The sequence below is a fragment of the Bilifractor sp. LCP21S3_A7 genome (genome assembly GCF_052118825.1).
GTDB lineage: Bacteria > Bacillota > Clostridia > Lachnospirales > Lachnospiraceae > Bilifractor.
Genome location: NZ_JBQKGL010000002.1, coordinates 96,213 through 119,301 on the forward strand (window position 1 = coordinate 96,213; position 23,089 = coordinate 119,301).

Genomic DNA, 23,089 nt, shown 5'->3' on the forward strand with positions numbered 1-23,089 from the left:
TCCGCCGGCAGATTGTAAAAAAGCGATTAACTCATGGCAGCACTGCCCGAATTAATCGCCTGATTAAGCCGGAAGTCGGATTCGAACCGATGACCCCTTCATTACGAGTGAAGTGCTCTACCTGCTGAGCTATTCCGGCATGTCCACATAAAAGTGGCACAACCACTATTATACATAATTTTACATAAAATTCAACATGTTTTTTTACTGTATAAGTCCAGTCGCAATGTTCTTGGCCCACGGGGAGCTTGCTCACCAGTGGGCAAGAACATTAGCGACGACAACCTGTATATTCTCTCTTATTCCAGTTCAAACGCTCCGGTATAGAGCTGGTAGTACGTTCCCCTCTGCTCGAGCAGCTGCTCGTGCGTTCCGCGCTCGATGATGTGGCCGTGATCCAGAACCATAATCGCGTCGCTGTTCCGTACGGTGGAAAGTCTGTGTGCAATGACAAACACCGTCCTGCCCTTCATCAGATTATCCATTCCCTTCTGAACAAGCGCTTCTGTTCTGGTATCAATGGAGGAGGTCGCCTCGTCCAGAATCATGGCCGGCGGGTCGGCTACGGCGGCTCTCGCAATAGAAATCAGCTGTCTCTGTCCCTGTGAAAGCTGCGCCCCGTTTGCAGTGAGCATCGTATCATATCCATCCGGAAGTCTTGTGATGAAATCATCCGCGTTCGCCAGCTTTGCCGCCGCGATGCATTCTTCATCCGTGGCGTCCAGCCTTCCGTATCGAATATTTTCCATAACCGTGCCGGTGAACAAATTTACGTCCTGCAGGACGATTCCGAGAGAGTGTCGGAGATCCGGTTTACGGATTTTGTTGATGTTGATGCCGTCATACCGGATCTTGCCATCCGGAATATCATAGAAACGGTTGATCAGGTTCGTAATGGTTGTCTTACCGGCACCGGTTGCTCCTACAAACGCAATTTTCTGTCCCGGCTTCGCATAGAGCGATACATCATACAGCACCTGCTTCTCCGGCGTATATCCAAAATCCACATGCTCCAACTCAATATCACCCTTCAGCATGGTATAGGTCGTCGTACCATCCGCCTTGTGGAAATGCTTCCAGGCCCAGAGATCGGTCTTCTCCTTTGTCTCAACAAGGGAGCCGTCCTCTCCTTTTTTGCATCTGACAAGCGTCACATATCCGTCATCCTTTTCGGGTTCCTGATCAATCAGTTCAAACACACGGCCGGCCCCGGCGATACCCATGGCGATCATCGGCACCTGCATGGAAATCTGACCGATTGTCTGTGACAGCTGACGGGCCATGCCGAGATAGGAAATGATGATACCTGCCGTCATCAGTCCAAAACCGGAAAATCCGACGTTTGTGGCTCCCTCAAATACCATGATCGCGCCGACAAAGGCGATCAGAACATACATAAGGTTGCCCATATTGGACAAAATCGGCATCAGCACGTTTCCCGCCTTATTTGCCTCATTGCTGTCCTCAAAGAGCTGCTCGTTAATTTTCAGGAAATCCTTTTTGCTCTCCCCTTCATGACAGAAGACCTTAATTACCTTGGTTCCTTCCATCATTTCCTCAACAAATCCCTCTTCCTTTGCAAGTGAAATCTGCTGCCGCATCATGTATTTCGAAGAAGCGGCGGCATATTTCCGGGCCACTCGAAGCATCAGAACAATGGAAAGAGCTACCAGAAGCGACAGCCAGAAGCTGTAGTACAGCATCATAAAGGCAATCGCAATAATGGTAAGAACCGATTGTGTAACCATCGGAAGGCTCTGTCCGATCAGCTGGCGGATGGCATCGGTATCATTCGTGTAGGTACTCATGATATCTCCATGCGCATGCGTGTCAAAATATTTGATCGGCAGAGACTGCATCTTATCAAACATATCATTCCGGAAGTTCATAAGCGTTCCCTGCGTCACTGTTGCCATGCTTCTCGTATAGAGAAAGGATGCGACAACTCCGGCACCGTAGATGACCGCCATCCCTATAACCGTACGGACAAGCTTTGGCCATACCGCAGTAAGTCCGGTCTTCATGCCCGGGGTGATGACATCATCAATCAGCCGCTGCAGAAAGAACGTAGCTCCGGTAGAAGAAACGCCCGCGATCACGATACAGATTATAACCAGAATCATTCTGGCCTTGTAATGGGAAAAAATATATCGAAACAGACGTCCGGCTGTTCCCTTTTTGACCGGTGTAATCTTTGCTTTTCCTTTCGGCATATCAGTTTTCCTCCTTTCTCATGGTCTGCGAATCAAAAATTTCTTTATATATTCCATTGGCTGCGATCAGCTGATCGTGACTGCCCTGCTCCACGATCCTTCCGCCGTCCAGCACAATAATGTTGTCACAATCCTGAACGGAAGAAATACGCTGCGCGATGATGATTCTTGTCGTATCCGGGATTTCCTCCCGGAAAGCCTTCCGGATCAGTGCATCGGTCTTTGTATCTACCGCGGATGTGGAATCATCCAGAATCAGAATCTTCGGTTTCTTCAGAAGCGCCCGCGCAATGCAGAGTCTCTGCTTCTGTCCGCCCGATACATTTGTACCGCCCTGTTCAATATAGGTATCATACTTCTGCGGGAACTGCTGAATAAACTCATCGGCCTGCGCAAGCCTGCAGGCATGGACAATTTCCTCATCCGTCGCGTTTTTATCGCCCCAGCGCATATTGTCCTTGATGGTACCTGAGAAGAGGACATTCTTCTGAAGCACAACCGCTACCTGATTGCGCAGCGCGTCCAGATCGTACTGACGCACATCCGTTCCGCCGACCTTCACCGCTCCTTCTGTCACATCATACAGTCTGGAAATCAGCTGAATTAATGTGGTCTTTGAAGAACCCGTGCCTCCGATGATTCCCAGAGAGGAACCAGAGGGGATCTGCAGATTTACGTCAGACAGCGCAAATCTCTTGCTCCTCTCAGAATATTTGAAGGATACATTTTCAAACACAACCGATCCGTCCGCAATTTCAGTCTTTCCGTTCTCCGGTGAGGTCAAGGTGCTCTGGTATTTCAGGACCTCAACGATTCGGTTGGCAGACTCCTGCGAGATAATAATCAGGACAAAAACCATGGAAAGCATCATCATGGAAATCAGGATCTGGATTCCATATGTGATCAGCGAAGATAACTGGCCCGTACTCAGGGACGATCCCTTTGTGGTAATGATTATCCGGGCTCCGATAAAGCTGACCAGCACCATTGTGAGACTGATGCTGAAGACCATCGTCGGATTGTTCCACGCAAGAACCTTTTCAGCGAAAGTGAAATCCCTGCAGACATCCTCGGATCTCTTATGGAACTTCTCTTTTTCGTAATCCTCCCGGACAAACGATTTTACCACTCGGATTCCGCCCACATTTTCCTGCACGGAATTGTTCATGGCATCATATTTCTTGAAGATTCTTACAAAAACCGGATGAATATACAAAACAATGCCAAACAGAACTAAAGCGAGGAAAGGTATGACCGCTATAAAAATCAGGGCCATCCGGACATTGATCGTAAGAGACATCACAATCGAAAAGATGATCATCAGAGGCGTCCGCACCGCGCCGCGAATTACCATCTGAAAGGCCGTCTGCACGTTTGTAACATCTGTCGTCATACGGGTTACAAGCGAAGCTGTGGAAAACCTGTCTACATCCGCAAAGGAAAACGACTGAATGTTAAAATAGATGTCCTGCCGAAGATTTTTCGCAAAACCGGCAGATCCTTTTGCCGCCTCGATGGCTGCTCTGCGTCCGCAGTACAGGGAAGCCATTGCCAGAATAATCAGGACAATACCGTCCTGAAACACAGGCGTCAGGGAAGCTCCCTTCATGTGGTCAATCAAAGAAGCCATCACCAGCGGGATGATACATTCCAGAATAACCTCGAAGGTAACAAACAGCGGTGAAAGCAGGGAGGGAGTCTTATACTCTCTCAGACTTTTCATTAATGTTTTTAGCACCTGTAAATCCTCTCTTTCTGTATGAATATCTATTGCGAACAGAGATTCCCTTCCCTCTTTATACAGGTAATGAGATCTCTGTAATTTTTACTTATTGCTGTACCTTCTCTTATGCACGGCCCTCTTCCCAGTCCTGGACATTGCGGTACATCCTTCGAAGCAGTATTTCGGCCTGCCGAATTTCTTCCTCCGTCATACCCCGAAGCAAACGATCATCCACATCCAGATGCTGCCATCGCAGACTTACCTTATGCTTGTATGCTTTTTCTGCAAAAGATACGATTTTATTCCTATGGTCCTTTGTATCAATCGATATATTCACAAATCCATTCTTCTGCATTCTCGAGACCAATCCCACCACTGTAGGATGGGAAACCTCAAGGATCCGCTCCAGTTCTCTTTGCGCGACGCTGCCCCCATGTTCGCCAATCACATGGAGAACACGCGCCTGCGAAAGCGTCAGACCCCATTCCTCAAGATTTCGATCCGCGCTTGCTCTCAGCTGCTGGTTGATTTTCATTAACAGAAGCGGTATCACAGATTCCTGCCGCTCCTCCTCACCCGCCGGACGTCCTGAATCACAAGCTTCCTCCCTTCTCCTTTTCGGCAGTCTCTCTTCCGTTACTGTTGCTTCTCTTTTTTCCATCTTTGTATACCGTAATTTCTGATTTATATTTGTTATGCTTTCCATCCTATGATTGATAGGCCAGCATATCTGCGCACAAATGTAGCGTGCTACATTTATTGTGTAGCACGCTACATTTTAGTGATTAAGGGATCGATTGTAAAGACATATTTTGCATTTCATTCGCTAAATTTTGCAGTCCCATGTGAGTCTGAGAGAACTTCCTCCTTACCGGGTCAGGCACAGACAGATAACAGCACCCATCCCGTCTGGCGAAATCCTGCAAAACGTATCCTCTGCGGATTATTCCGTTTTTACACCTTGACTCTGGTTCCCCTGCTGTCCCGCTTCATCAGACGGATTTTATTCAGAGAGATTTTCTTTCCCCGGTATTCGATATCCAGCTCTTTATGTCCGGTCACGAGATAGCCTTCCTCCACCTCGTCTCCTGCCGTAAGCTTCATGGCGCGCACCCCGAGCGCTCCCTTTTTCTTCTCCGGAATCTCTGCCATGGAAATCCTGAGGAAATAGCCGTCCCTGCTCTGCAGGACGAGATAGTCCCCGGCATCCGCATAGGCGACAAACGCCGCCCGGTCCTTGTCGTCTGCAAGTTTCGTCGCGGCGATTGAACGCCTGGTGACATTAAATTCATTTCCGTCGGTCACCTTCGCCATGCCTCCGGCAGTCACGAAAATCAGCTTTCTGCCGATGACCTCGGTCATGGGCGCCGCAAAAATAACCTGCTCGTTTTCCGTCGAATAGTTGCAGAGATTATCGATGGGCGTTCCCTTATCGCGGAATTTCGTAAAAGGAAGATCCTTCACCTTTATCGTGTGCATCACACCCAGGTCGGTGAAGATGCAGATCTTATCCGTATTCATGCAATGAAACAGATACCGGCTCTCCGCGTCCGCCGACTCCCTGTTCCGCTCGTAGACTGACACGTCAATCGTCCTCGCATAGCCGAAACGGTCCATGAGGAACACCAGCTCGGTCTCCTCCTCTTCCGGTTCCTCTGCGACCACCGTCTCCGCATTCGTGATGAAGGTTCTTCTCGGACGGCCATATTCCTTTTTGATTGCGGCCAGATCATCGAGGATCACCTCCGCCATCGTATCGTAATCGTTCAGGATCTTGTCATAACGGGCGATTTTCTCCAGTGTCTCCTCATTTTCCTTATACAATGCCTCAAGCTCCAGACCGATCAGCTTTGCCAGGCGCATATCGAGGATAGCCTGCGCCTGCCGCTGGGTGAAGCAGAGCTGACTGGCCTGCTTCTCACTGTTCTTATGACGGAAGGTAATCCCTTCCGTCACACCCATGGTCAGACAATCCTTCGCCATCTTCTGATTTTTACTGCCGCGCAGGATCTCAATGATCAGATCGATGACGTCAACCGCCTTGATCAGTCCCTCCTGGATCTCCTTCTTCTCCATCTCCTTTGCCAGGAGCTTCCGGTACTTCCGTGTGGACAGATCAAACTGGAAATCCACGAAATGATCAAGGATCTGCTTCAATCCGAGCGTCTCCGGCTTCCCGCCTGCGACCGCGAGCATATTGACGCCGAACGTATCCTCCAGCCTGGTTTTCTTGTAGAGAAGGTTCTTGAGCCGTTCTACGTCCGCGCCTTTTCTAAGTTCCAGTACGATCCGGATGCCGTCCTTGGAGGACTGATTTGAAATGTCGGTAATTTCCGGTGCCTGCCGGCTCTCAACCAGATCCGCCACATCCATCAGAAATTTTCCGATGTTCGCTCCGATCATGGTGTAGGGGATTTCCGTGATGACGAGGAGCTGTTTCCCGTTCTTTCCCTTCTCCACCTCGACCTTCCCGCGGATTCTGATCTTCCCGGACCCCGTCTCATATATGGACGCCAGGTCCTTCTGATTCACGACAATTCCGCCGGTCGGAAAATCCGGTCCCTTGATGTATTTCATCAGCTGTGTGCTCGTGAGCTTATTGTTCCGGATATAGGCACGGGCCGCATCGATGACTTCCCCCAGATTATGCGGAGGTATGCTGGTCGCCATGCCGACGGCAATTCCATCAGAGCCGTTGACCAGAATGTTCGGAATGCGGACCGGGAGCACCTCCGGCTCTTTTTCGGTCTCATCGAAGTTCGGAACAAAGCTGACCACATCCTTGTCGAGATCCTTCAGATAGACCTCCTGCGCAATCTTCGCAAGACGTGCCTCGGTGTAACGCATGGCAGCTGCTCCGTCTCCCTCAATGGAGCCGAAGTTTCCGTGACCGTCCACGAGCACCTGTCCCTTTTTGAAATCCTGTGCCATCACAACGAGTGCATCATAGATGGAGCTGTCGCCATGCGGATGATACTTACCCATGGTGTCGCCGACGATACGCGCGGATTTCCGGTAAGCCCTGTCATAGTAGGTCCCGAGCTCCATCATGTCATACAGTACCCGCCGCTGCACCGGCTTGAGACCGTCGCGGACATCCGGCAAGGCTCTGGCAATGATGACGCTCATCGCGTAGTCGATGTAGGATTTCTGCATCAACTCCGAATATTCGGTTCTGATAATTTCTTCCATTTTAAATGCTTATCTCCCTCTTAGACATCCAGCTCTGCATCCGTAGCATGATCATAGATGAACTTCTTTCTCGGCTGAACATTTGTACCCATCAGTATCTCCGTTGTCTCAGAAGCCATACGCGCGTCCTCGATCTCCACCCGCCGCATCCGCCTTGTTTCCGGATTCAGTGTGGTATCCCAGAGCTGCTGGGGATCCATCTCTCCGAGGCCCTTGTACCGCTGCAGCGTGAACTTCTCTCCCGCATGATTTTTCCTGTATTTTTCCAGTGCCTTGTCATCGTACAGGTACTCCCCTTCACCCTTTGAAGGAATGGTCTTGTACAGCGGAGGCATGGCGATATAGACATGTCCCTGATAGATCAGCTCCGGCATAAAACGGTAGAACAGCGTCAGCAGCAGTGTCGATATATGAGCTCCGTCTACATCCGCATCGGCCATGATGATAATCTTATCGTAACGAAGCTTTGTAATGTCAAAATCGTTGCCGTACCCCTCGGAAAATCCGCACCCGAAGGCATTGATCATTCCCTTGATCTCCGCATTCGCCAGAACCTTGTCCATGGTTGCTTTTTCCACATTCAGGATCTTTCCGCGGATCGGAAAAATTGCCTGAAAATTCCGGTTTCTGGCCATCTTCGCGGACCCTCCGGCCGAATCTCCCTCGACGATGAAAATCTCACACTTTGACGCATCCCTGCTCTCGCAGTTCGCCAGCTTCCCGTTGGCATCGAAGGAATACTTCTGCTTCGTCAGCATATTGGTCTTGGCCTTTTCCTCGGTACGCCGGATCTTCGCCGAACGCTCGGCGCACTCCAGAATAGTCTTCAGAACCGGCAGATTGCGGTCAAAATATCGCACCACCTCATCGCCGGTAACCTTACTGACCGCCTTCGCGGCATCCGGATTATCGAGCTTCGTCTTTGTCTGTCCCTCGAACCTCGGATCCGGATGCTTGATAGAAACCACAGCAGTCATCCCGTTGCGGATGTCTGCTCCGGTGAAGTTTGCGTCCTTGTCCTTCAGAACACCCAGCTCTCTCGCATAGCTGTTCATCGTCAGCGTGAACTGCGTCTTGAATCCCGTGATATGAGTACCGCCCTCGGAGTTGAAGATGTTGTTGCAGAATCCGAGAACATTCTCCTGAAAGGCACGGATGTACTGGAAAGCAACCTCCACCTGGATTCCGTCCGCCTCTCCCTTGAAATACACCGGGTCGTGAAGCGTCTCCTCGTTCTTATTCATTTCCTTTACGAATCCGACGATTCCCTCCGGCTCGGAGAAGGTGATCTTCTCATCCTTCCCATCCCTCTTATCTTCAAATTCGATGACAAGAGCCGGGTTCAGATAGGTTGTCTCATGCAGCCGGCTTTTCAAATCCTCCGCCGAAAATCTGGTTTTTTCAAAAATCTCGCCGTCCGGAAGAAAATTAATCCGTGTCCCCGTCTCTTTCGTTTTTCCAAGCTTCGGCAATAGGCCGCTGCTGTCCAGCTCCAGCACGGGTTTTCCCTTTTCGAACCGGTCGTGCCAGATATAGCCGTCTCTGCTGATCTGCACATCCATATATACGGAAAGCGCGTTTACAACAGAGGAGCCAACGCCGTGAAGTCCGCCGGAGGTCTTGTACACCTCGTTGTCAAACTTTCCGCCGGCATGCAGAGTGGTAAGCACCAGCCGTTCCGCCGGCATTCCTTTCTCATGCATCCCGACCGGAATTCCGCGCCCGTTATCAGTTACGGTGCACGAACCGTCCGCTTCAAGCACCACACTGATTTTCGAGCAGAAGCCTGCCAGATGCTCATCCACGGAGTTATCCACGATCTCATAGATCAGATGATTCAGGCCCTTACGCCCCGTACTTCCGATATACATTCCGGGACGCATGCGGACCGCATCCAGTCCTTCGAGAACATGAATACTCGATGCATTGTAACTGTCTTTTTTTGCCATGTCATACTCCATTTCAAAATAAATCCGTTTGCTTTGCGGAAATCAGTCTGCCATCCGGTCATCTTCAAAATACATCCGTGCGCTTTGCGGAAATCAGTCTGCCATCCGGTCATCCGGCAGCAGTTCACGGAACGAGAAAATAAACTCGTCCGCGATCTCCATCATCTCCGGGTGCATCCGGTAATTCGCCTTCTCGTATACGCCGACCGTGTAGAAGCCGCCGGCATTCGCACCTTTAAGACCTTCCGCAATATCCTCAAATACCATGGTCTTCCCGGGATCGGTTCCAATCGCGGCCGCTGCCTTCAGATATATATCCGGAAATCCCTTGCCTCTTTTTACATCGCTGCCCGTACAGTAATCATCGAGGAGCCTCATCAGTCCGGTTCTCTCCAGGCATGGCCGGACCAGCGCATCATCCGAAGAAGTAGCCACAGCGATGTGCAATCCGGCTTCTTTCAAATATTTCACGAAGTTTAACGCGTAAGGCTTCAGGGGAAGATGGCTGCTGTACGCCTCCTGCGCCATATCCAGCCATTCGCGGACAAGCCCCTCAGGTGTGTCATTCTCCAGATGGAATCTCCGTATTGTGTACCTCGCTGCTTCAAGGGCACCGAGAGGCGTGATAGCCTTCTGATAATCATCGGGCACCTCGATGCCCCTCTTCGCCAGAAAATCAACATCAATCTGATGCCACACGCCCATCGAATCCAGCAGAGTACCGTCCAGATCAAAAATCGCGCCTTCAAAATCCTGTATTCTCATGCCGTCTTCCTCATACCACCTCTGCCATCCGCATATGTCCCATTCTGAACACTAACGCTTTACAATTTGCCATGGAACCGGATTTTTGTCAACCCGGCCTCTCTTATCTTCTACTGGCTCAAAGCCGCTTTCATCTTCCACCGGCTCATCTTCCACCGGTTATCAGACGCCTTCATTGTCCACCGGCTATAAACCGTCTTTCCACCAGATATATGCCGTCTTCATTTTTTACCGACACGCATCCTTCCGCGCACAATGACTCCCTGCAGCCCCAGATTTCTGTCCAGGAGAACCACATCCGCCATTTTTCCCTCCTCGAGAGTACCGTAATGATCAAGAATTCCAAGAGCCTCTGCCGGATTTCTCGTCGCGCAGGCAACCGCCGTTTCCAGCGGTATTCCCGCTTCCCGCACGGCCGTACGCAGACAATCCATAAGATTTGTCACAGAACCTGCCAGTGATCCGTCCCTTACAAGCGTTGCTCTTCTTCCTCTGACATCAACCTCCTGCCCGCCAAGCGTATACCTCCCGTCCGGCATGCCGGTTCCTCTCATGCTGTCGCTGATTAAAATCATCCGTTCCTCACCCATCATCCGGAAGGCCGCCCGGATCGCGGACGGATGGACGTGGATGCCGTCACAGATGATTTCACACATCACCCTCGGGCAGTCAAGGGCCGCCCCGATCACGCCGGGAGCGCGGTGTCCGAACGGCGGCATCGCATTATACATATGCACCAGATGATCCGCTCCCGCCCGGAACGCCGCAAGTGCTGTCTCGTAATCCGCATCTGTATGCGCCAGCGCCACATGAACCCGGTCCTTCACCCGGCGGATGAAAGAAATGGAATCCCCCGACGCTTCCGGCGCTATCCCGATAAATTTCACCAGTCCCCCGGAAGCCTCCAGAAATCGATCGCAGACAGATGCGTCACATGGAATGATATATTTCGCGTCCTGCGCACCCCTTTTCGCGGCGCTGATAAAAGGTCCTTCCATATTTATGCCCACAAGTCTTGCTATGCCCTCGTCACAGACTTCTCTTCGATATTCTGCGGAGGTGCGAAGAATGCTGACGAGCTTCGAAACCGGAAGCGTCATCGTAGCCGGAGCAATGGCCGTCACACCGACAGACGCCTCATATTCCGCAATTCTTTTGATCGCTTCCATCGAACCGTCACAGAAATCATCTCCTCTGCATCCATGAAAATGAAGATCAATCAGGCCGGGGATCGCATAAGCTCCCCGGCCGTCAATAATATCCTGTTTCTCCCGGAAGCCCGGATTTCCCCTCCAAATGGAGAACGCATCTTCTATGAGGTTCGGATCATCCATTTCCCCTGATCCTTCCTCTTCTTTCTGTGTATATATCCGCTCTATTTTATCATCCTTCGTGACGATGCATCCTTTATGGAAGCTCTTGTCCGGAAGGAATACCTGTATGTTCCTGATAATCATGTTTTCATTCGTCTCCTGCAACGAGATAAAACACGCTGCGCGAGTTTTATCTCGCTATCGCGACGCTCGCCGCACACGAATACTTCGCATTCGGCTGCGGCTCACTGTTCGCGTAAAAAACAGCTCCTGCTCAGAATACATTAGATTCTCGGTGAGCAGGAGCCAGCATGATCCAGAAATACCTATTCAGCTATCTGAACATCTGCAGTCAACTCATTTACAAACACGCGACCCGATGTTTCAATATTTGTATAAAGAAAAAGCAGAACACCAGGGTGTTCTGCCGCAGTCGATAAGGGAATCGAACCCTTGTTTTCGCCGTGAGAGGGCGACGTCTTAACCGCTTGACCAATCGACCGTTTATTATAATACCAGACGCAACTGTTAAATGCAAGTTGTTTTTCCATTTCGAAAATCTTTATTAGTAACAGAGAAGTTCGCTTTAATTTTTACGAACACAAAAGAGTTTCTCCGGATTATTTCCTTCTCCATCCGAACAAACGGCCCGCCTCTTCTTCCGCCCGGCCGAAAAAAGTGTTCCTCTCCTTCCGCGCGTGCGGAACTTTCTGTTCGAATACAACTTCCCAATGCTGCAGTTCCCCAATACGAACGAGATAAAACACGCTGCACGAGTTTTATCTCGCTATCGCGACGCTCGCCGCACACGAATACTTCGCATTCGGCTGCGGCTCACTGTTCGCGTAAAAAAAATAGCAGAACACCAAGATGTTCTGCCAGCAGTCGATAAGGGAATCGAACCCTTGTTTTCGCCGTGAGAGGGCGACGTCTTAGCCGCTTGACCAATCGACCGAGGACTATGATAGCAGAGACCGTGAGAAAAAGCAAGCACTTTTTTCAAATTGAAGAAAGACTTTTTTCGACTCATTTTTCGACTTTTTTTCGCAAATCGAATCAGTTATACTTGTTACAGTTAACAGGAGGTTTTATATGAATAAAAAAGAAGTACTTGAAATCAGGAAACTATTTAAGCCCGACGACTGCCGGGTTGACCGGATCTGCGGCTGCTATGTGGACGGTCACAAAAATAAAATCTCGGAGATGAAGGAGGCGTTTCTCTCTCTTCCCGAGGAAGAGATCCACAAATATACCGATATCTTCAAAAAGACGCTCTCGGGACAGGTAGGGAAAAATCTTCTGAACCTCGAATTTCCGCTCAGTGAAGAGGCGGAGGGCGGCCATCAGAAGGATCTGATGGCTCTCAGAGACAGCCGGCTGGAGGATGACGAGCTGATCTCCGCCTTTTACGACAAAATCATCAGCTCCTATCTCTACGCAGAGAACTATCTCATCCTTCTGATCCACGGAAATTACGATGTCCCCGGTCACGGAACAGATCACGAAGAGATGTTCGATGCCTCGGACTACGTATATTCCTTTATCATGTGCAGCATCTGTCCGGTGTCTCTGTCAAAGCCCGGCCTGGTGTTCGATGCTCCCACGAATTCCTTCATCGACAAGACACAGGACTGGATGGTTCAGATGCCCGAGACAGGCTTCCTCTTCCCTGCCTTTAATGACCGCAACACCGACATCCACTCCATCCTCTACTATTCAAAAAACGCAGAGCTTCTACATCCCGAGATTCCGGACGATATCCTCGGATGCAGTCTTCCGATGACGGCCGGTGACCAGAAAGAAACCTTTGATCAGATCATTGAGGACACCTTCAGCGATCACTGTGATTTTGAGGTGGCAAAGACGGTACACCGGAATCTGAATGCGCTTCTGGAGGGAAAAAAAGACGATCCGGAGCCGACGCCTCTCGACAAGAACGAGATTCGTCATTTTCTTGAGAGCTGCGGAGCCGAGCAGGAACAGATCGAACATTTCGAGGAAACCTACGATGACGATCCGTCCGGGGATAAGCACATCCTTGCCTCCAACATCGCCACTCCCGGCAAGTTCGAGGTGAAATCCGATGATGTGAAGATCTCCATTGATTCCTCCAGAGCAGATTTGATCGAGACCCGGATGATCGACGGCATCGAATATATTCTGATTCCGGTTACCGACAACGTTGAAGTCAATGGTATACGGATCAGCTCCGGACACACCTCCGACTCCCAAAGCGATTCCTGATCCTGCATGCCCGGGGATTCCGGCAATCCCCGGACACGTGCCGCTGCGGGCATGATGATCATCCTTTGCCGGAGATCGTATACAGAAAGTCCTCTTTGACGACTTACTCGTAAATATTCTTCGTCGTAAAGACACCGCCTCTGTACAGGATTATGGGATTAGCCACCTTGCTGCCGTACTGTTTGCCCGGGAGAGCCCGGTTACTGCGCAGAACCCGAATGCTCCTTCACCAGCATCAGCCCCGTGTAGGTTACCGTATCCTTCCCGTAGTAATAACCAAGGTCGTTGTCCTTACAGACCTGGCTCACCAGAAGGCCATAGGCCTCCATGGATGAATGCGCCTTCTCCGGGAAGCGGCACGGAGAATCCGGATACGAACATTTGCGGCAGATTCTGCATCCTCCGCTCGACAGCGCCAGCACGTCAACATTCTTCTCTCTCAGCCTCTGAAGAAAATCCGAGAAACGTTCCTTCTGGGTCTTCTCTCCCTCCATCATACCCTCATAATCCATGGAATCTTCCAGCATCTGTGTTGTCTGAACCAGAACGCCCCAATCATACTCCATCATCCTTGCCTGACACTCTTCAATCGTCCCGCAGGCAGGCGGGCAGGTCCAGCTATGTCCATATGCATTGCATTTATCCGCCGCGCACATGTCACGCACTTCCTTCATGGTATGCCAGGTTGCTCTGTCCGCCAGCGCCATGTGCGAAAATCCGGCATCCTCTGCCATCTTCAGCACTTCCCTCTGAAGAGTATCTCTTATACTATCCGCTTTGCAGTTTTCCTGAACAAATTCTCTTTTTTCCTGTCCGCTGCACTCCATCATAATTACCTCCTCGCATCAATCACATAACAGGCATCACCAGATCGCACCCGATGCTCTCAACTTCTTATACAATCAATCCCAGCGCCCTTTACATTTCCATCATATAACCCGTCCCGGTGCCCTTTACGCTTTCATCATAAGATCAGCCATGCTGCTCTCAGCCTCATAAGATAAGCCCCAGTTTCTGAAAGGCATGCATCAGTCCGTCTTCATCTACCGGATCTGTGACGAGATCCGCCGTCTTTTTTAGCGCAGGCAGAGCGTTTCCCATCGCCACTCCCACCTGCGCATAATCCAGCATCTCAAAATCGTTCGGTCCGTCACCGAAGGCGATGGTATCTTCTCTCCGGCCTCCGTTCGCGTCAAGATACCGCTGCATGCCGAAGGCCTTATCATATCCGTTCATCGTAATTTCGCCGTCCACCGTATCTCCGAGCTTGAAGCTCGTCTCCACAACAGTGAAATATTTGCCGAGGTCCTCCTGCATCTGCCGGATCGACCGACCCGCACCGTAGAAAACGAATTTATTCACCTCGGGGCTATCCTTCGGCGCATCGGTAAAGGTAATTCTGCCGAGCAGCCTTGATTTTTCTTCCAGGGTCTCCTCCGTTCCGCCGAACAGCTGCAGGACCTCTTCCCTTCTGTCCCGCGGACAGTAAATCCCGGAATCTCCCTGGAGAAAATAAAGACTTCCGATCTCATCCAGATAGTCCAGAAGCATGCTTGTTTTCTCATGTTCCACATATCTGCGGAAAACGATCTCTCCCCGGCTGCGTACCACGGTTCCCGCACCGCTGACAATACCTTGAAACAGATCTCCCTCCCGGATCCACGCGTAAATCTGCGCGTATGTCCTTCCCGAGCAGATCACCATATCATGTCCACGCTCTGCTGCCTCCCGGAGGGCATATTCCGCCGATTCCGGAAGCTCTCCCCGGAAATTTGTAAGCGTTCCGTCAATGTCCAGAAACACCATTTTCTTGTCCAACTTTTTCACCAATCCTTATATTCTCAGAGCTCATTCAGTACCCCCTGAATACCCTTTTCTCTGAAGAGTTTTTTATAGTACGCAAGCTCATCATTGATAATCTGATCGATTGCACGCATGCTCAGGAGCTCCACCGGTGCCTTATCGTCGGTGAGCAGAAGGTCTCCCCTCCGGTATTGTCTGAGATTTTCGCAAACCTTTTTCAGCAGCGCCTTCAGATCCGGATCTCCGATCCTGTCCAGACGATCATTGAGGGTATCCGCATCCAGATCCTCATTGAGTGCAAAAAGCTCACGGTTTGTGTATCCCTTCACATCGACCGTATAGACTGAAGGAAATACTGCGGAGATTGTGCCAGAGAGATAGCTGTTGATGGATTTTTCGCCCGATGCGCGCATATTCATGTTCACTACCATGACTCCGTTCGGTTTCAGATGCTCCCTTACCATGTTGAAAAATTCCACGGAGGACATCTGAAAAGGCACCGAAATATCCTGGTAGGCGTCCACCATGATTACATCATAGGTGTGCCGGTCCGCCTCCAGATACGCCCGCCCGTCGTAGGCAGCGACCTTTACGGAATCCGGCATGTCAAAATACCTGCCGGCAAGATCCGTGATTTTCTGATCGATCTCCACTCCCTGAATCTTCGCATCCGGGAAGTGATTTGCGCACTCCTTTGCGTACGTTCCTGATCCGTTTCCAAGAATCAGAATGTCACAGGCATCGTCCGCACGCGATTCTTCCCGGTCTCCCGCATCCGATTTTGCCTGTGCTCCCGCATCCACGTCTGCTGCCGAATCATCACCTGACCCGCTCTCCTTACCGGAAGCCTCACTCACCTCTTCATCCGGCACGAATCCTGCCATCACAGGCGCAGCCATTGCATAATCGTAATACATTCCTGTCAGCGAGCCGTCCTTTCTGCTGATCGACTGAATGCCGAAAAGGACATTGGTTGAGAGGATTACGGTATCCTTGTCCTCCTGAACCTGCAGATAGTTGTAGATGGATTCGCCTTCGTAAGCCAGAGAATTGTTCCAAAACGCAAAATGTCCGGAATGGCCGAAGACGCTGCACAAAACAAACAGGATCACCGATACCAGGCAGCGGCATTTTCCGGTGTGGGCGCTGATAAAATAAATCATGGCAAGCGCCAGAAGAATACCCGAGAAAATCAGGAATGTCACCGAGGTTCCGACCGTCGGAATTGTGATGAAGGTCGGCGTGAAGGTGCCGATGATGCTGCCCACGGTATTCGCGGCGCCGAGCCTTCCCACGGTGCTTCCGCTGTCATCCAGACTCCGGACCGCATATTTGGTAAGAGACGGCGTCACAGTACCGAGCAGAAAGCAGGGAAATACGAAAATGACCATACACGCGAGAAAGCCCGCAGCAATCAAAAGATTGCTGTTGATGGTGACAATCAGAATACCTGTGATCAGAAGAATAATGTATTTGCCAAGCACCGGTATGGCTGCCGTCCATACCGCAGCGATCAGCAGCCGGCGATAAAGCCTGTCAGGATCCGGATTTTTGTCCGCGCTTCTGCCCCCGTAGATATTTCCCAGAGCCATCGCGATCATGATCGTGGAAATGATGATGGTCCAGACGATCTGTGAGGACGAAAAATAAGGAGCCAGAAGACGGCTAGCTCCAAGCTCCACGGCCATGACAGCCATGCCCGCGAAAAATTCTGTCAGGTAAAGATATGCTTTGTTCTTGAGGATTTTTCTTTCTTTCATGTCGATCTGTTTTCCATATCTGAATCATCTGTATTTATTTCATCTGAAAATTTTACAGAAATCCGCCTGCGGCGTGAACAAGTATCTCAGCATCCCTTCGAGTGTTCTTGTCCGGGTGTATCTGCTCTTGATGTATCCGCTCTTGATGCATCTGCTCCTGACGTGTCTGTTGCTGATGCATCCGCCTTTCTTGAAAGAACGGTTTTTTTTCTGATCTCCTCACTGAATGTCCGGTGCTTATTCTCATGCATGATCCACCGGATGATTACATCGTAGCTCTCCGGACGGTGCGGGAAATTGCAGTCGGTGCAGTCCTTGATGATTTCATTGTTCCCGCGGCTGACAAAGGCAGGATTCCCCGGACATTTCTCACTGAGATAGAAGGGACAGTAGCAGAACATGCAGTTGAAGTTCTCAAGCCCCTTATGACACGGAAAGTACTGGCAATCCCGATTTTCAAAAAAGCGATAGGAATTTTTCATTTAAGCATTTCTCCTTGATCTTCTCCTGTATATATCCGCCTTCTTCTCAGTGATAATCCGCCTGCGGACTGCATACAGAGTTCTTTTTCATGATATTCCAGCTCTGGAAAAATGTAAAGCAGATCAGCCACGAACCGTGCAGGAGGCACAACCACAGAACACATCCGTGGAACACCGCCCTGAAATTCAGCAATAGAACACAGCCCCAGAGCACAACTACGAAAGCTCATACAAAAAAGAAGCCGCAGGGTAATCGGCAACCGGCCGTCCCCAGGCTTCTGTTCAGTATCTCATTCCGTATCTTGTTCTTTATCACATTGTATATCTTGTTCAGTATCTCATTCTGTCAGCAACCGCCGTGACTCATCCAATTCTGATGCAAGACCCGCGCCTATGCCTTCGGCTTCTCCTTCACAAGCTTGAATCTGTTTCGGAGAAGCTGATCGACCGCATCCGCGTCCTTCCCCAGAGCAATGGAAAATTCACTGCAGACAATCGCTTCTGCTTCTCTGAGATACTTCTCATCCACCGTCGTGAATTTCCTGCCCTGCTCCAGTCTCTTCTTCCGCTTTACAAACAATGTCTTGATCATGCTGATACAGTCCCTGACATTGTTGTTGCGGATAATATCCTTGTACTGTTCTTCGCGGAACTTTTCACTCTCAACCTCGAGGAATTCGATATCGGGGATTTCATCGATGATTGCCTCCGCGGACTGGCGATCCAGTATTTCACGCATCGCCACCTTATCATTGTCTACCGGGGAATAAATCGTACTCTTGTCTGAATTAACCGGTCGTAAAACGTAATACTTACGTTTTCTGTCACAGCCCGGCATGTGTAGCCGAGTCACATCCATTACGAGGCATGGTCCATTTGATCCATAAACTACATAGTCACCTTTCTGATACATTTTTTGCCTCTTTTCTATATGTGCTTTACCTTTAGCTGCTGAAAAAAATTCACCCATTCGTCATCAATTATGAATATATTATAGCAAAAATCCAAAAATTTTTCCATGGTGAGTTACTGCAGGATTGCAAGAGTGTGAAGCACGGAGCAATCCGTAGCTTATACAGTTTGTGACACGACTTACTGTATAAGCTCTTCGAAAACGCAGACAGGATCGTCACGCGCGAAACGTGTGTAAGAGACTGTATGCGATTTCGAAGGCAACAGGTATGAGCGTGAAGCCGTGTGAAACACGGCGAAAACGCGAATACCTGTAGGATTGCGGGAGCGCAAAGCACGGAGCAATCCGTAGCTTATACAGTTTGTGACACAACTTATCGTACGGGCATTTACTGTGGTATAATAGGAACCGGCGAGGAGTGCACAATGGTAAAAGTAAAAGAACAGATTCTGAGAGAGTTGCAGCAGAATATAGGAAATCCGATTTCAGGCCAGGACCTGGCGGACCGGTATGGTGTCTCCAGAAATGCCATCTGGAAGGCCGTCAATTCATTAAAAAGCGAAGGATACCCCCTCCTCTCTGACCGGAAGAGAGGCTATTATCTGAGGGAATCCTCTGACATTGTTTCCGAGGACAGCATCCGTTCCGAGCTTCCGGATGACATGTTTTTTGCTGATGGTTCCTGCCGTATCAGGATCTGTCTCTTCCGGGAAATCGATTCCACGAATCTGGAGGCGCAGCGCATGATCACAGATGGCTTTTCAGGCACCGCCCTTATCATCGGTGAACGGCAGACACAGGGACGCGGACACAACGGATCCGGCTTCTACTCTCCGGCTTCTACCGGGCTCTACATGACGCTTCTTCTCCCTTTGAACCTCATTCTGACGAAGTTTCAGCTGGTAAGCCGTGCCGCCGCTGTCGCGGCTGTCGAAGCCGTGAGGGAACTGACCGGCCGGTCTCTTCAGATCCGCAAGGTAAATGATCTCTATGACGGATCTCACAAGATAGGCGGGATCCTCTGTGAAGCAACCAGCACTGATCTGGAATCCGGAAAACTTCAGGAGGTATGCATCGGCATCGGTCTAAACCTTACAACCTCGATTTTCCCGGAAAAAACGCCGGTGCAGTATGCCTCGATCGGAGGCGGCTGTACGCGCAGTCAGCTGGCCGCAAACATCACCGCAAGGCTGATGCACACGGATTTCGAACACCCGGATGGTTTTCTGCAGAAATACAAGGAATACCACCTGAGCGAAGAGGGCAATCCGGAATAATAGCGAGATAAAACACGCTGCGCGAGTTTTATCTCGCTATCGCGACGCTCGCCGCACACGAATACTTCGCATTCGGCTGCGGCTCACTGTTCGCGTAAATTAAAGCCGCACCGTTCCTGAGAACGATGCGGCGATGTTTTTCTTCAAATCTCAACTTTGCTTTCCAGTGTGAAGGAGAAGGCCACGCCATTCTTGTAGTTGGTGGCCCAGCATTTCTGCTGATGCGCATCCATGATCGCCTTCACGATGGACAGACCTATTCCGCTGCCGCCGTAGGCTCTGGTTCTTGCCTTATCCACCTTATAGAACTTCTCCCAAATTTTGTCGAGCGACTCCTCAGGTATCGGCTTCCCGCTGTTGAACACCGTGGTTGTAACGATCCCGTCTTTCTCGGTGCAGGTGATTTCTATTCTGTCGTCACCCTCCAGATGATTCAGCGCGTTGGTCAGATAGTTGGTAATCACTTCCTCGATCTTGAACTCATCACCCCAGACGTAAATCGGAGCCTTCGCGTTCAGGATAATCCGCGCCTTCTTCTGCTCGATCATCAGCTTCTCATGCGCCACTGCACCGTTGATCAGCTCGACGAGTTCAAACCGCTCCATGCTGAGCTGGTCATTGCCGTTCTCCAGCTGGTTCAGTGTCAGAAGCTGGCGCACCATATGGTTCATCTTCTTGGATTCGTCGATGATGACATCGCAGTAGAAATCCCGGCTCTCCGGATCGTCATTGACATTATCCTTCAGTCCTTCCGCATATCCCTGAATCAGCGCGATCGGCGTCTTCAGTTCATGGGACACATTTCCCAGGAATTCCTTCCGCATCTCATCGATCTGAATTTTTTCCGCGATATCTCTCTCCAGTCTGGCATTTGCGCTCTTCAGATCGCTGACCGCCGTCTCGAGTTTATCCGACATCACGTTGAAGTTTTTCCCCAGCTCTCCGATCTCATCTTCTCCGCCGCTGGTATAATGTGCGTCAAAATCAAGATCCGCCATTCGCTTGGACAGGCTGTTCAGCTCCAGGATCGGCTCTACAATCCGCTTTGTGACAAACCAGATGCTGATCGCACCGATGACGATTGCCAGGAAGCCAAGGTACAGATAATAGCGGACAGAGATCTGCGCGGCCTCGGCGATGCTCTGCGCCGGAGTCAGCACCAGATAATAGTCGCCGTTTTCCAGCGTTCCATACAGCTCCAGATACTCAATGCCGGCAAAACGGTCCTGAATCCGGATGACCGAATACTTCTCCGTCTCCTTTACCTTCGCGTAATTCCCCTCTTCCTTCCCCATGATCACGCCGAAAAGGCGTCCCGACATGGTCGAGGAATTCCTTGAATTGGTATCCAGAACACGCGAAATATTCGCGTCGGTGATTCCGTACGTCAGATTGTTGATATTGGCAAATTTATTAAAGGATTCCGGCATGGTGTCGCTGTCCGCCTCATTCGCCATGTTGTAGCTGTCCACCAGCTTATTCATCTTGACGCGCATATAATAGCCGTCAACAAAAAAATACTCGAACACACCGATCATTGCTATAAACATAGCCATGATCAGAATAAAAGTCAGGGCGATCCTCTTCCTAAGTGATTTCTTCATTTATTCGTTATCCACTTCAAACTTGTATCCCATTCCCCAGATGGTCTTGATGTAGTTGCCCTTGCTCCCCATCTTGCTCCTCAGCTTCTTCACATGCGTATCAATCGTCCGCGCGTCGCCGAAATAATCATAGTTCCACACATTGTTCAGAATCTTCTCCCGGGACAACGCAATTCCCTGATTCTCGAGAAAGTATGTGAGCAGCTCAAATTCCTTGAAACTCAGCTCGATGGGCTGTCCGTTCACAGACGCCTGGTGAGCGGATTTGTTGATCTCGATTCCGCCCGCCTCCAGAATATCGTTCTGGTTCATCTTATTCGTCCTGCGGAGGATCGCCTCGACTCTCGCCACCAGAATCTTCGGGCTGAAGGGCTTGGAGATATACTCGTCAACCCCCAGATCAAAGCCCAGAAGCTCGTCTCTCTCGTCGCCTCTCGCTGTCAGCATGATAATCGGAACCTTTGATTCCTTCCTGATCTCGCGGCAGACCTGCCATCCGTCCATCTTCGGCATCATGACATCCAGCAGGATCAGCGCAATATCCTTATCCTCATAAAATTTGCTCAGAGCCTCTTCACCGTCTGCAGCCTCAATGACATTAAAATTATCTTTTACAAGGAAATCTCTGACCAGCTTTCTCATCCTTGCTTCATCATCAACTACCATTACCTTCAGTTTATCCATATCGCATCTCTCCTTACCTGATATAATTCAGGGATGTCATTCTCATGCAATGCTGCGTATCCTTCCGCCTGTTATGATCAAATGTAACACAAACGGCGCCTGCAATGCATGTCATTCTTTTTCAAACAAACACCAGCTTCTGATCGGCTGTTATATACTCATCGAACCTATACGATTTTAATTATAGAGAAACATTGTGTAAAAAATGTGATGAGTCGCGGGGCAAATGATCATTGGGCTTCAGCCTGTATACTTCCGGAACATTCTGAAGTCTTTCCGCGCCTGCCATCCGATCTTCACAATTTTCTTTACGTTCATGGAATTCTTTCCTCCCTGACGCGGTCCGAATGTAATCGGAATGAACTTCACCCTTTTGTGAAAGCGGACGCCAAAGGTCGTCAGCATGACATTCGGAAGATTGTAGTTCTCGGGCATCAGCGGAAGAAATTCCTCCAGATAAGCTCTTGTCATCAGTCGGAACGGCGCGTTTGAATCCGGAACAGACACCCTGAAATAATGCTTCAGAATCAGGCAGAGCACCTTCTCGACAAATGCCCGGTTCTGCCCGTCTCCGCGCTTTGTGCGGTTCCCGAAGATGGCATCGAAGAATTCCCGCTGCTCCCAGAACGCCTCGAATTCCGCAGGATCTGTCTGCCCGTCTGAATCTGTCTGAAAAATATAATCCGCTCTCTGATCAACCGCGTACCTGTAAGCAAATAAAACGGCCGATCCATGTCCTCCGTTCGGCTTCGTCAACGGCTGCAGGAGAGGCCGCTCCACGGCAAGTTCCTGCAGAATCTCATAGGTATCGTCCCGGCTCCCGTCATTTACGATCACCAGCCGTGATTTTTGCCCCGCGCTGTGTCTTTCTACGACCGGATACCAGTCGCTCACCAGCTGCCTGATATTTTCTGACTCATTGTACGCCGGCACAACAATAAAAAGTATGTCACCCATCTTCTTTCTCCCCTTTGGCTGCAGCCCATCCTGCAGGGTTTCTGCCCGCAGTATTCATCGCATTAAGCTTAACGGAATCTGCCGGTCCGATCAATACCCGAATCTTCCCACGGGCAGGAATACCGCCCCATTGCCACGGATCCGATCGTTTGCATTTTTTATGGAATCCTGTATACTGAATTACGCGAATTACGAGAAAAGCATGGCTGT

At 50.2% G+C, this 23,089-nt stretch carries 17 protein-coding genes and 3 tRNA genes; 2 read left to right on the plus strand and 18 right to left on the minus strand.

Annotated elements, in window-relative coordinates; all coding sequences use genetic code 11:
* Positions 1–66: 66 nt before the first annotated feature.
* From ACTQ1O_RS02190 to ACTQ1O_RS02235, 10 genes are all read right to left on the minus strand, one after another.
* Positions 67–139, minus strand: a tRNA-Thr gene (locus ACTQ1O_RS02190).
* 160 nt (positions 140–299) lie between these two features.
* Complete coding sequence (locus ACTQ1O_RS02195) at positions 300–2,213, minus strand: ABC transporter ATP-binding protein (protein ID WP_441485915.1); 1,914 nt, start codon at positions 2,211–2,213, stop codon at positions 300–302.
* A gap of 1 nt (position 2,214) precedes the next feature.
* Positions 2,215–3,951: an ABC transporter ATP-binding protein gene (locus tag ACTQ1O_RS02200; protein ID WP_441101210.1), complete on the minus strand. Its 1,737-nt coding sequence runs from the start codon at positions 3,949–3,951 to the stop codon at positions 2,215–2,217.
* Between the two features lie 109 nt (positions 3,952–4,060).
* Entirely contained in the window at positions 4,061–4,597 is a 537-nt protein-coding gene (locus tag ACTQ1O_RS02205; protein ID WP_441485916.1) for a MarR family winged helix-turn-helix transcriptional regulator, read from the minus strand.
* A 293-nt stretch (positions 4,598–4,890) separates the two neighbouring features.
* A complete protein-coding gene (locus ACTQ1O_RS02210) occupies positions 4,891–7,128 on the minus strand; it encodes a DNA gyrase/topoisomerase IV subunit A (RefSeq protein ID WP_441485917.1) in 2,238 nt (745 codons plus the stop codon).
* A gap of 20 nt (positions 7,129–7,148) precedes the next feature.
* Positions 7,149–9,077, minus strand: coding sequence for a DNA gyrase/topoisomerase IV subunit B (locus ACTQ1O_RS02215; protein WP_441101207.1), 1,929 nt, complete (start codon positions 9,075–9,077; stop codon positions 7,149–7,151).
* Between the two features lie 93 nt (positions 9,078–9,170).
* Positions 9,171–9,842, minus strand: a complete 672-nt coding sequence (locus ACTQ1O_RS02220; RefSeq protein WP_441485918.1) for an HAD family hydrolase — start codon at positions 9,840–9,842, stop codon at positions 9,171–9,173.
* Between the two features lie 221 nt (positions 9,843–10,063).
* Positions 10,064–11,299 (minus strand): N-acetylglucosamine-6-phosphate deacetylase, encoded by a 1,236-nt coding sequence (gene nagA / locus ACTQ1O_RS02225; RefSeq protein ID WP_441485919.1) that lies wholly within the window; start codon positions 11,297–11,299, stop codon positions 10,064–10,066.
* 286 nt (positions 11,300–11,585) lie between these two features.
* Positions 11,586–11,657, minus strand: a tRNA-Glu gene (locus ACTQ1O_RS02230).
* 380 nt (positions 11,658–12,037) lie between these two features.
* Positions 12,038–12,109: transfer RNA gene (locus tag ACTQ1O_RS02235), tRNA-Glu, on the minus strand.
* Between the two features lie 138 nt (positions 12,110–12,247).
* Here ACTQ1O_RS02235 and ACTQ1O_RS02240 point away from each other — a divergent pair.
* Positions 12,248–13,399: a DUF4317 domain-containing protein gene (locus ACTQ1O_RS02240; protein WP_441485920.1), complete on the plus strand. Its 1,152-nt coding sequence runs from the start codon at positions 12,248–12,250 to the stop codon at positions 13,397–13,399.
* A gap of 200 nt (positions 13,400–13,599) precedes the next feature.
* Here ACTQ1O_RS02240 and ACTQ1O_RS02245 read toward each other — a convergent pair whose 3' ends face one another.
* The 5 genes from ACTQ1O_RS02245 to ACTQ1O_RS02265 all read right to left on the minus strand — a co-directional run bounded on the left by ACTQ1O_RS02245 (position 13,600) and on the right by ACTQ1O_RS02265 (position 18,357).
* Positions 13,600–14,229: a DUF2284 domain-containing protein gene (locus ACTQ1O_RS02245; protein ID WP_441485921.1), complete on the minus strand. Its 630-nt coding sequence runs from the start codon at positions 14,227–14,229 to the stop codon at positions 13,600–13,602.
* Positions 14,230–14,392: 163 nt separating this feature from the next.
* Positions 14,393–15,226: a Cof-type HAD-IIB family hydrolase gene (locus ACTQ1O_RS02250; protein ID WP_441486075.1), complete on the minus strand. Its 834-nt coding sequence runs from the start codon at positions 15,224–15,226 to the stop codon at positions 14,393–14,395.
* Between the two features lie 14 nt (positions 15,227–15,240).
* Positions 15,241–16,962, minus strand: a complete 1,722-nt coding sequence (locus ACTQ1O_RS02255; RefSeq protein ID WP_441485922.1) for a spermidine synthase — start codon at positions 16,960–16,962, stop codon at positions 15,241–15,243.
* An 86-nt stretch (positions 16,963–17,048) separates the two neighbouring features.
* Positions 17,049–17,444 carry a cysteine-rich small domain-containing protein gene (locus ACTQ1O_RS02260; protein WP_441485923.1) on the minus strand — a complete coding sequence of 132 codons (396 nt, stop codon included), beginning with the start codon at positions 17,442–17,444 and terminating at the stop codon, positions 17,049–17,051.
* A gap of 391 nt (positions 17,445–17,835) precedes the next feature.
* The gene (locus ACTQ1O_RS02265; protein WP_441101201.1) at positions 17,836–18,357 is read right to left on the minus strand and encodes a CarD family transcriptional regulator; all 522 of its coding nucleotides are present in this window, start codon (positions 18,355–18,357) and stop codon (positions 17,836–17,838) included.
* Between the two features lie 425 nt (positions 18,358–18,782).
* Between ACTQ1O_RS02265 and ACTQ1O_RS02270 the strand changes: the two genes are divergently transcribed.
* Positions 18,783–19,634, plus strand: a complete 852-nt coding sequence (locus tag ACTQ1O_RS02270) for a biotin operon repressor (RefSeq protein WP_441485924.1) — start codon at positions 18,783–18,785, stop codon at positions 19,632–19,634.
* A gap of 143 nt (positions 19,635–19,777) precedes the next feature.
* Here the strand turns inward: ACTQ1O_RS02270 and ACTQ1O_RS02275 are convergent, their stop codons facing one another.
* The 3 genes from ACTQ1O_RS02275 to ACTQ1O_RS02285 all read right to left on the minus strand — a co-directional run bounded on the left by ACTQ1O_RS02275 (position 19,778) and on the right by ACTQ1O_RS02285 (position 22,879).
* Positions 19,778–21,238, minus strand: coding sequence for an ATP-binding protein (locus tag ACTQ1O_RS02275; RefSeq protein ID WP_441101199.1), 1,461 nt, complete (start codon positions 21,236–21,238; stop codon positions 19,778–19,780).
* Positions 21,239–21,922, minus strand: coding sequence for a response regulator transcription factor (locus ACTQ1O_RS02280; RefSeq protein WP_441101198.1), 684 nt, complete (start codon positions 21,920–21,922; stop codon positions 21,239–21,241).
* 240 nt (positions 21,923–22,162) lie between these two features.
* On the minus strand, positions 22,163–22,879 hold the full coding sequence (locus tag ACTQ1O_RS02285; RefSeq protein ID WP_441485925.1) for a glycosyltransferase family 2 protein: 717 nt from the start codon (positions 22,877–22,879) through the stop codon (positions 22,163–22,165).
* Positions 22,880–23,089: the final 210 nt, after the last annotated feature.

Bases quoted from the DNA above. Each gene is read 5' to 3' on its own strand.
- ACTQ1O_RS02260 (WP_441485923.1), bottom strand. From the start codon at position 17,444: ATGAAAAATTCCTATCGCTTTTTTGAAAATCGGGATTGCCAGTACTTT.
- ACTQ1O_RS02265 (WP_441101201.1), bottom strand. From the start codon at position 18,357: ATGTATCAGAAAGGTGACTATGTAGTTTATGGATCAAATGGACCATGC.
- ACTQ1O_RS02255 (WP_441485922.1), bottom strand. From the start codon at position 16,962: ATGAAAGAAAGAAAAATCCTCAAGAACAAAGCATATCTTTACCTGACA.
- ACTQ1O_RS02270 (WP_441485924.1), top strand. From the start codon at position 18,783: ATGGTAAAAGTAAAAGAACAGATTCTGAGAGAGTTGCAGCAGAATATA.
- ACTQ1O_RS02205 (WP_441485916.1), bottom strand. From the start codon at position 4,597: ATGGAAAAAAGAGAAGCAACAGTAACGGAAGAGAGACTGCCGAAAAGG.
- ACTQ1O_RS02280 (WP_441101198.1), bottom strand. From the start codon at position 21,922: ATGGATAAACTGAAGGTAATGGTAGTTGATGATGAAGCAAGGATGAGA.
- ACTQ1O_RS02195 (WP_441485915.1), bottom strand. From the start codon at position 2,213: ATGCCGAAAGGAAAAGCAAAGATTACACCGGTCAAAAAGGGAACAGCC.
- ACTQ1O_RS02275 (WP_441101199.1), bottom strand. From the start codon at position 21,238: ATGAAGAAATCACTTAGGAAGAGGATCGCCCTGACTTTTATTCTGATC.
- ACTQ1O_RS02210 (WP_441485917.1), bottom strand. From the start codon at position 7,128: ATGGAAGAAATTATCAGAACCGAATATTCGGAGTTGATGCAGAAATCC.
- ACTQ1O_RS02220 (WP_441485918.1), bottom strand. From the start codon at position 9,842: ATGAGAATACAGGATTTTGAAGGCGCGATTTTTGATCTGGACGGTACT.
- ACTQ1O_RS02215 (WP_441101207.1), bottom strand. From the start codon at position 9,077: ATGGCAAAAAAAGACAGTTACAATGCATCGAGTATTCATGTTCTCGAA.
- nagA (WP_441485919.1), bottom strand. From the start codon at position 11,299: ATGATTATCAGGAACATACAGGTATTCCTTCCGGACAAGAGCTTCCAT.
- ACTQ1O_RS02245 (WP_441485921.1), bottom strand. From the start codon at position 14,229: ATGATGGAGTGCAGCGGACAGGAAAAAAGAGAATTTGTTCAGGAAAAC.
- ACTQ1O_RS02240 (WP_441485920.1), top strand. From the start codon at position 12,248: ATGAATAAAAAAGAAGTACTTGAAATCAGGAAACTATTTAAGCCCGAC.
- ACTQ1O_RS02285 (WP_441485925.1), bottom strand. From the start codon at position 22,879: ATGGGTGACATACTTTTTATTGTTGTGCCGGCGTACAATGAGTCAGAA.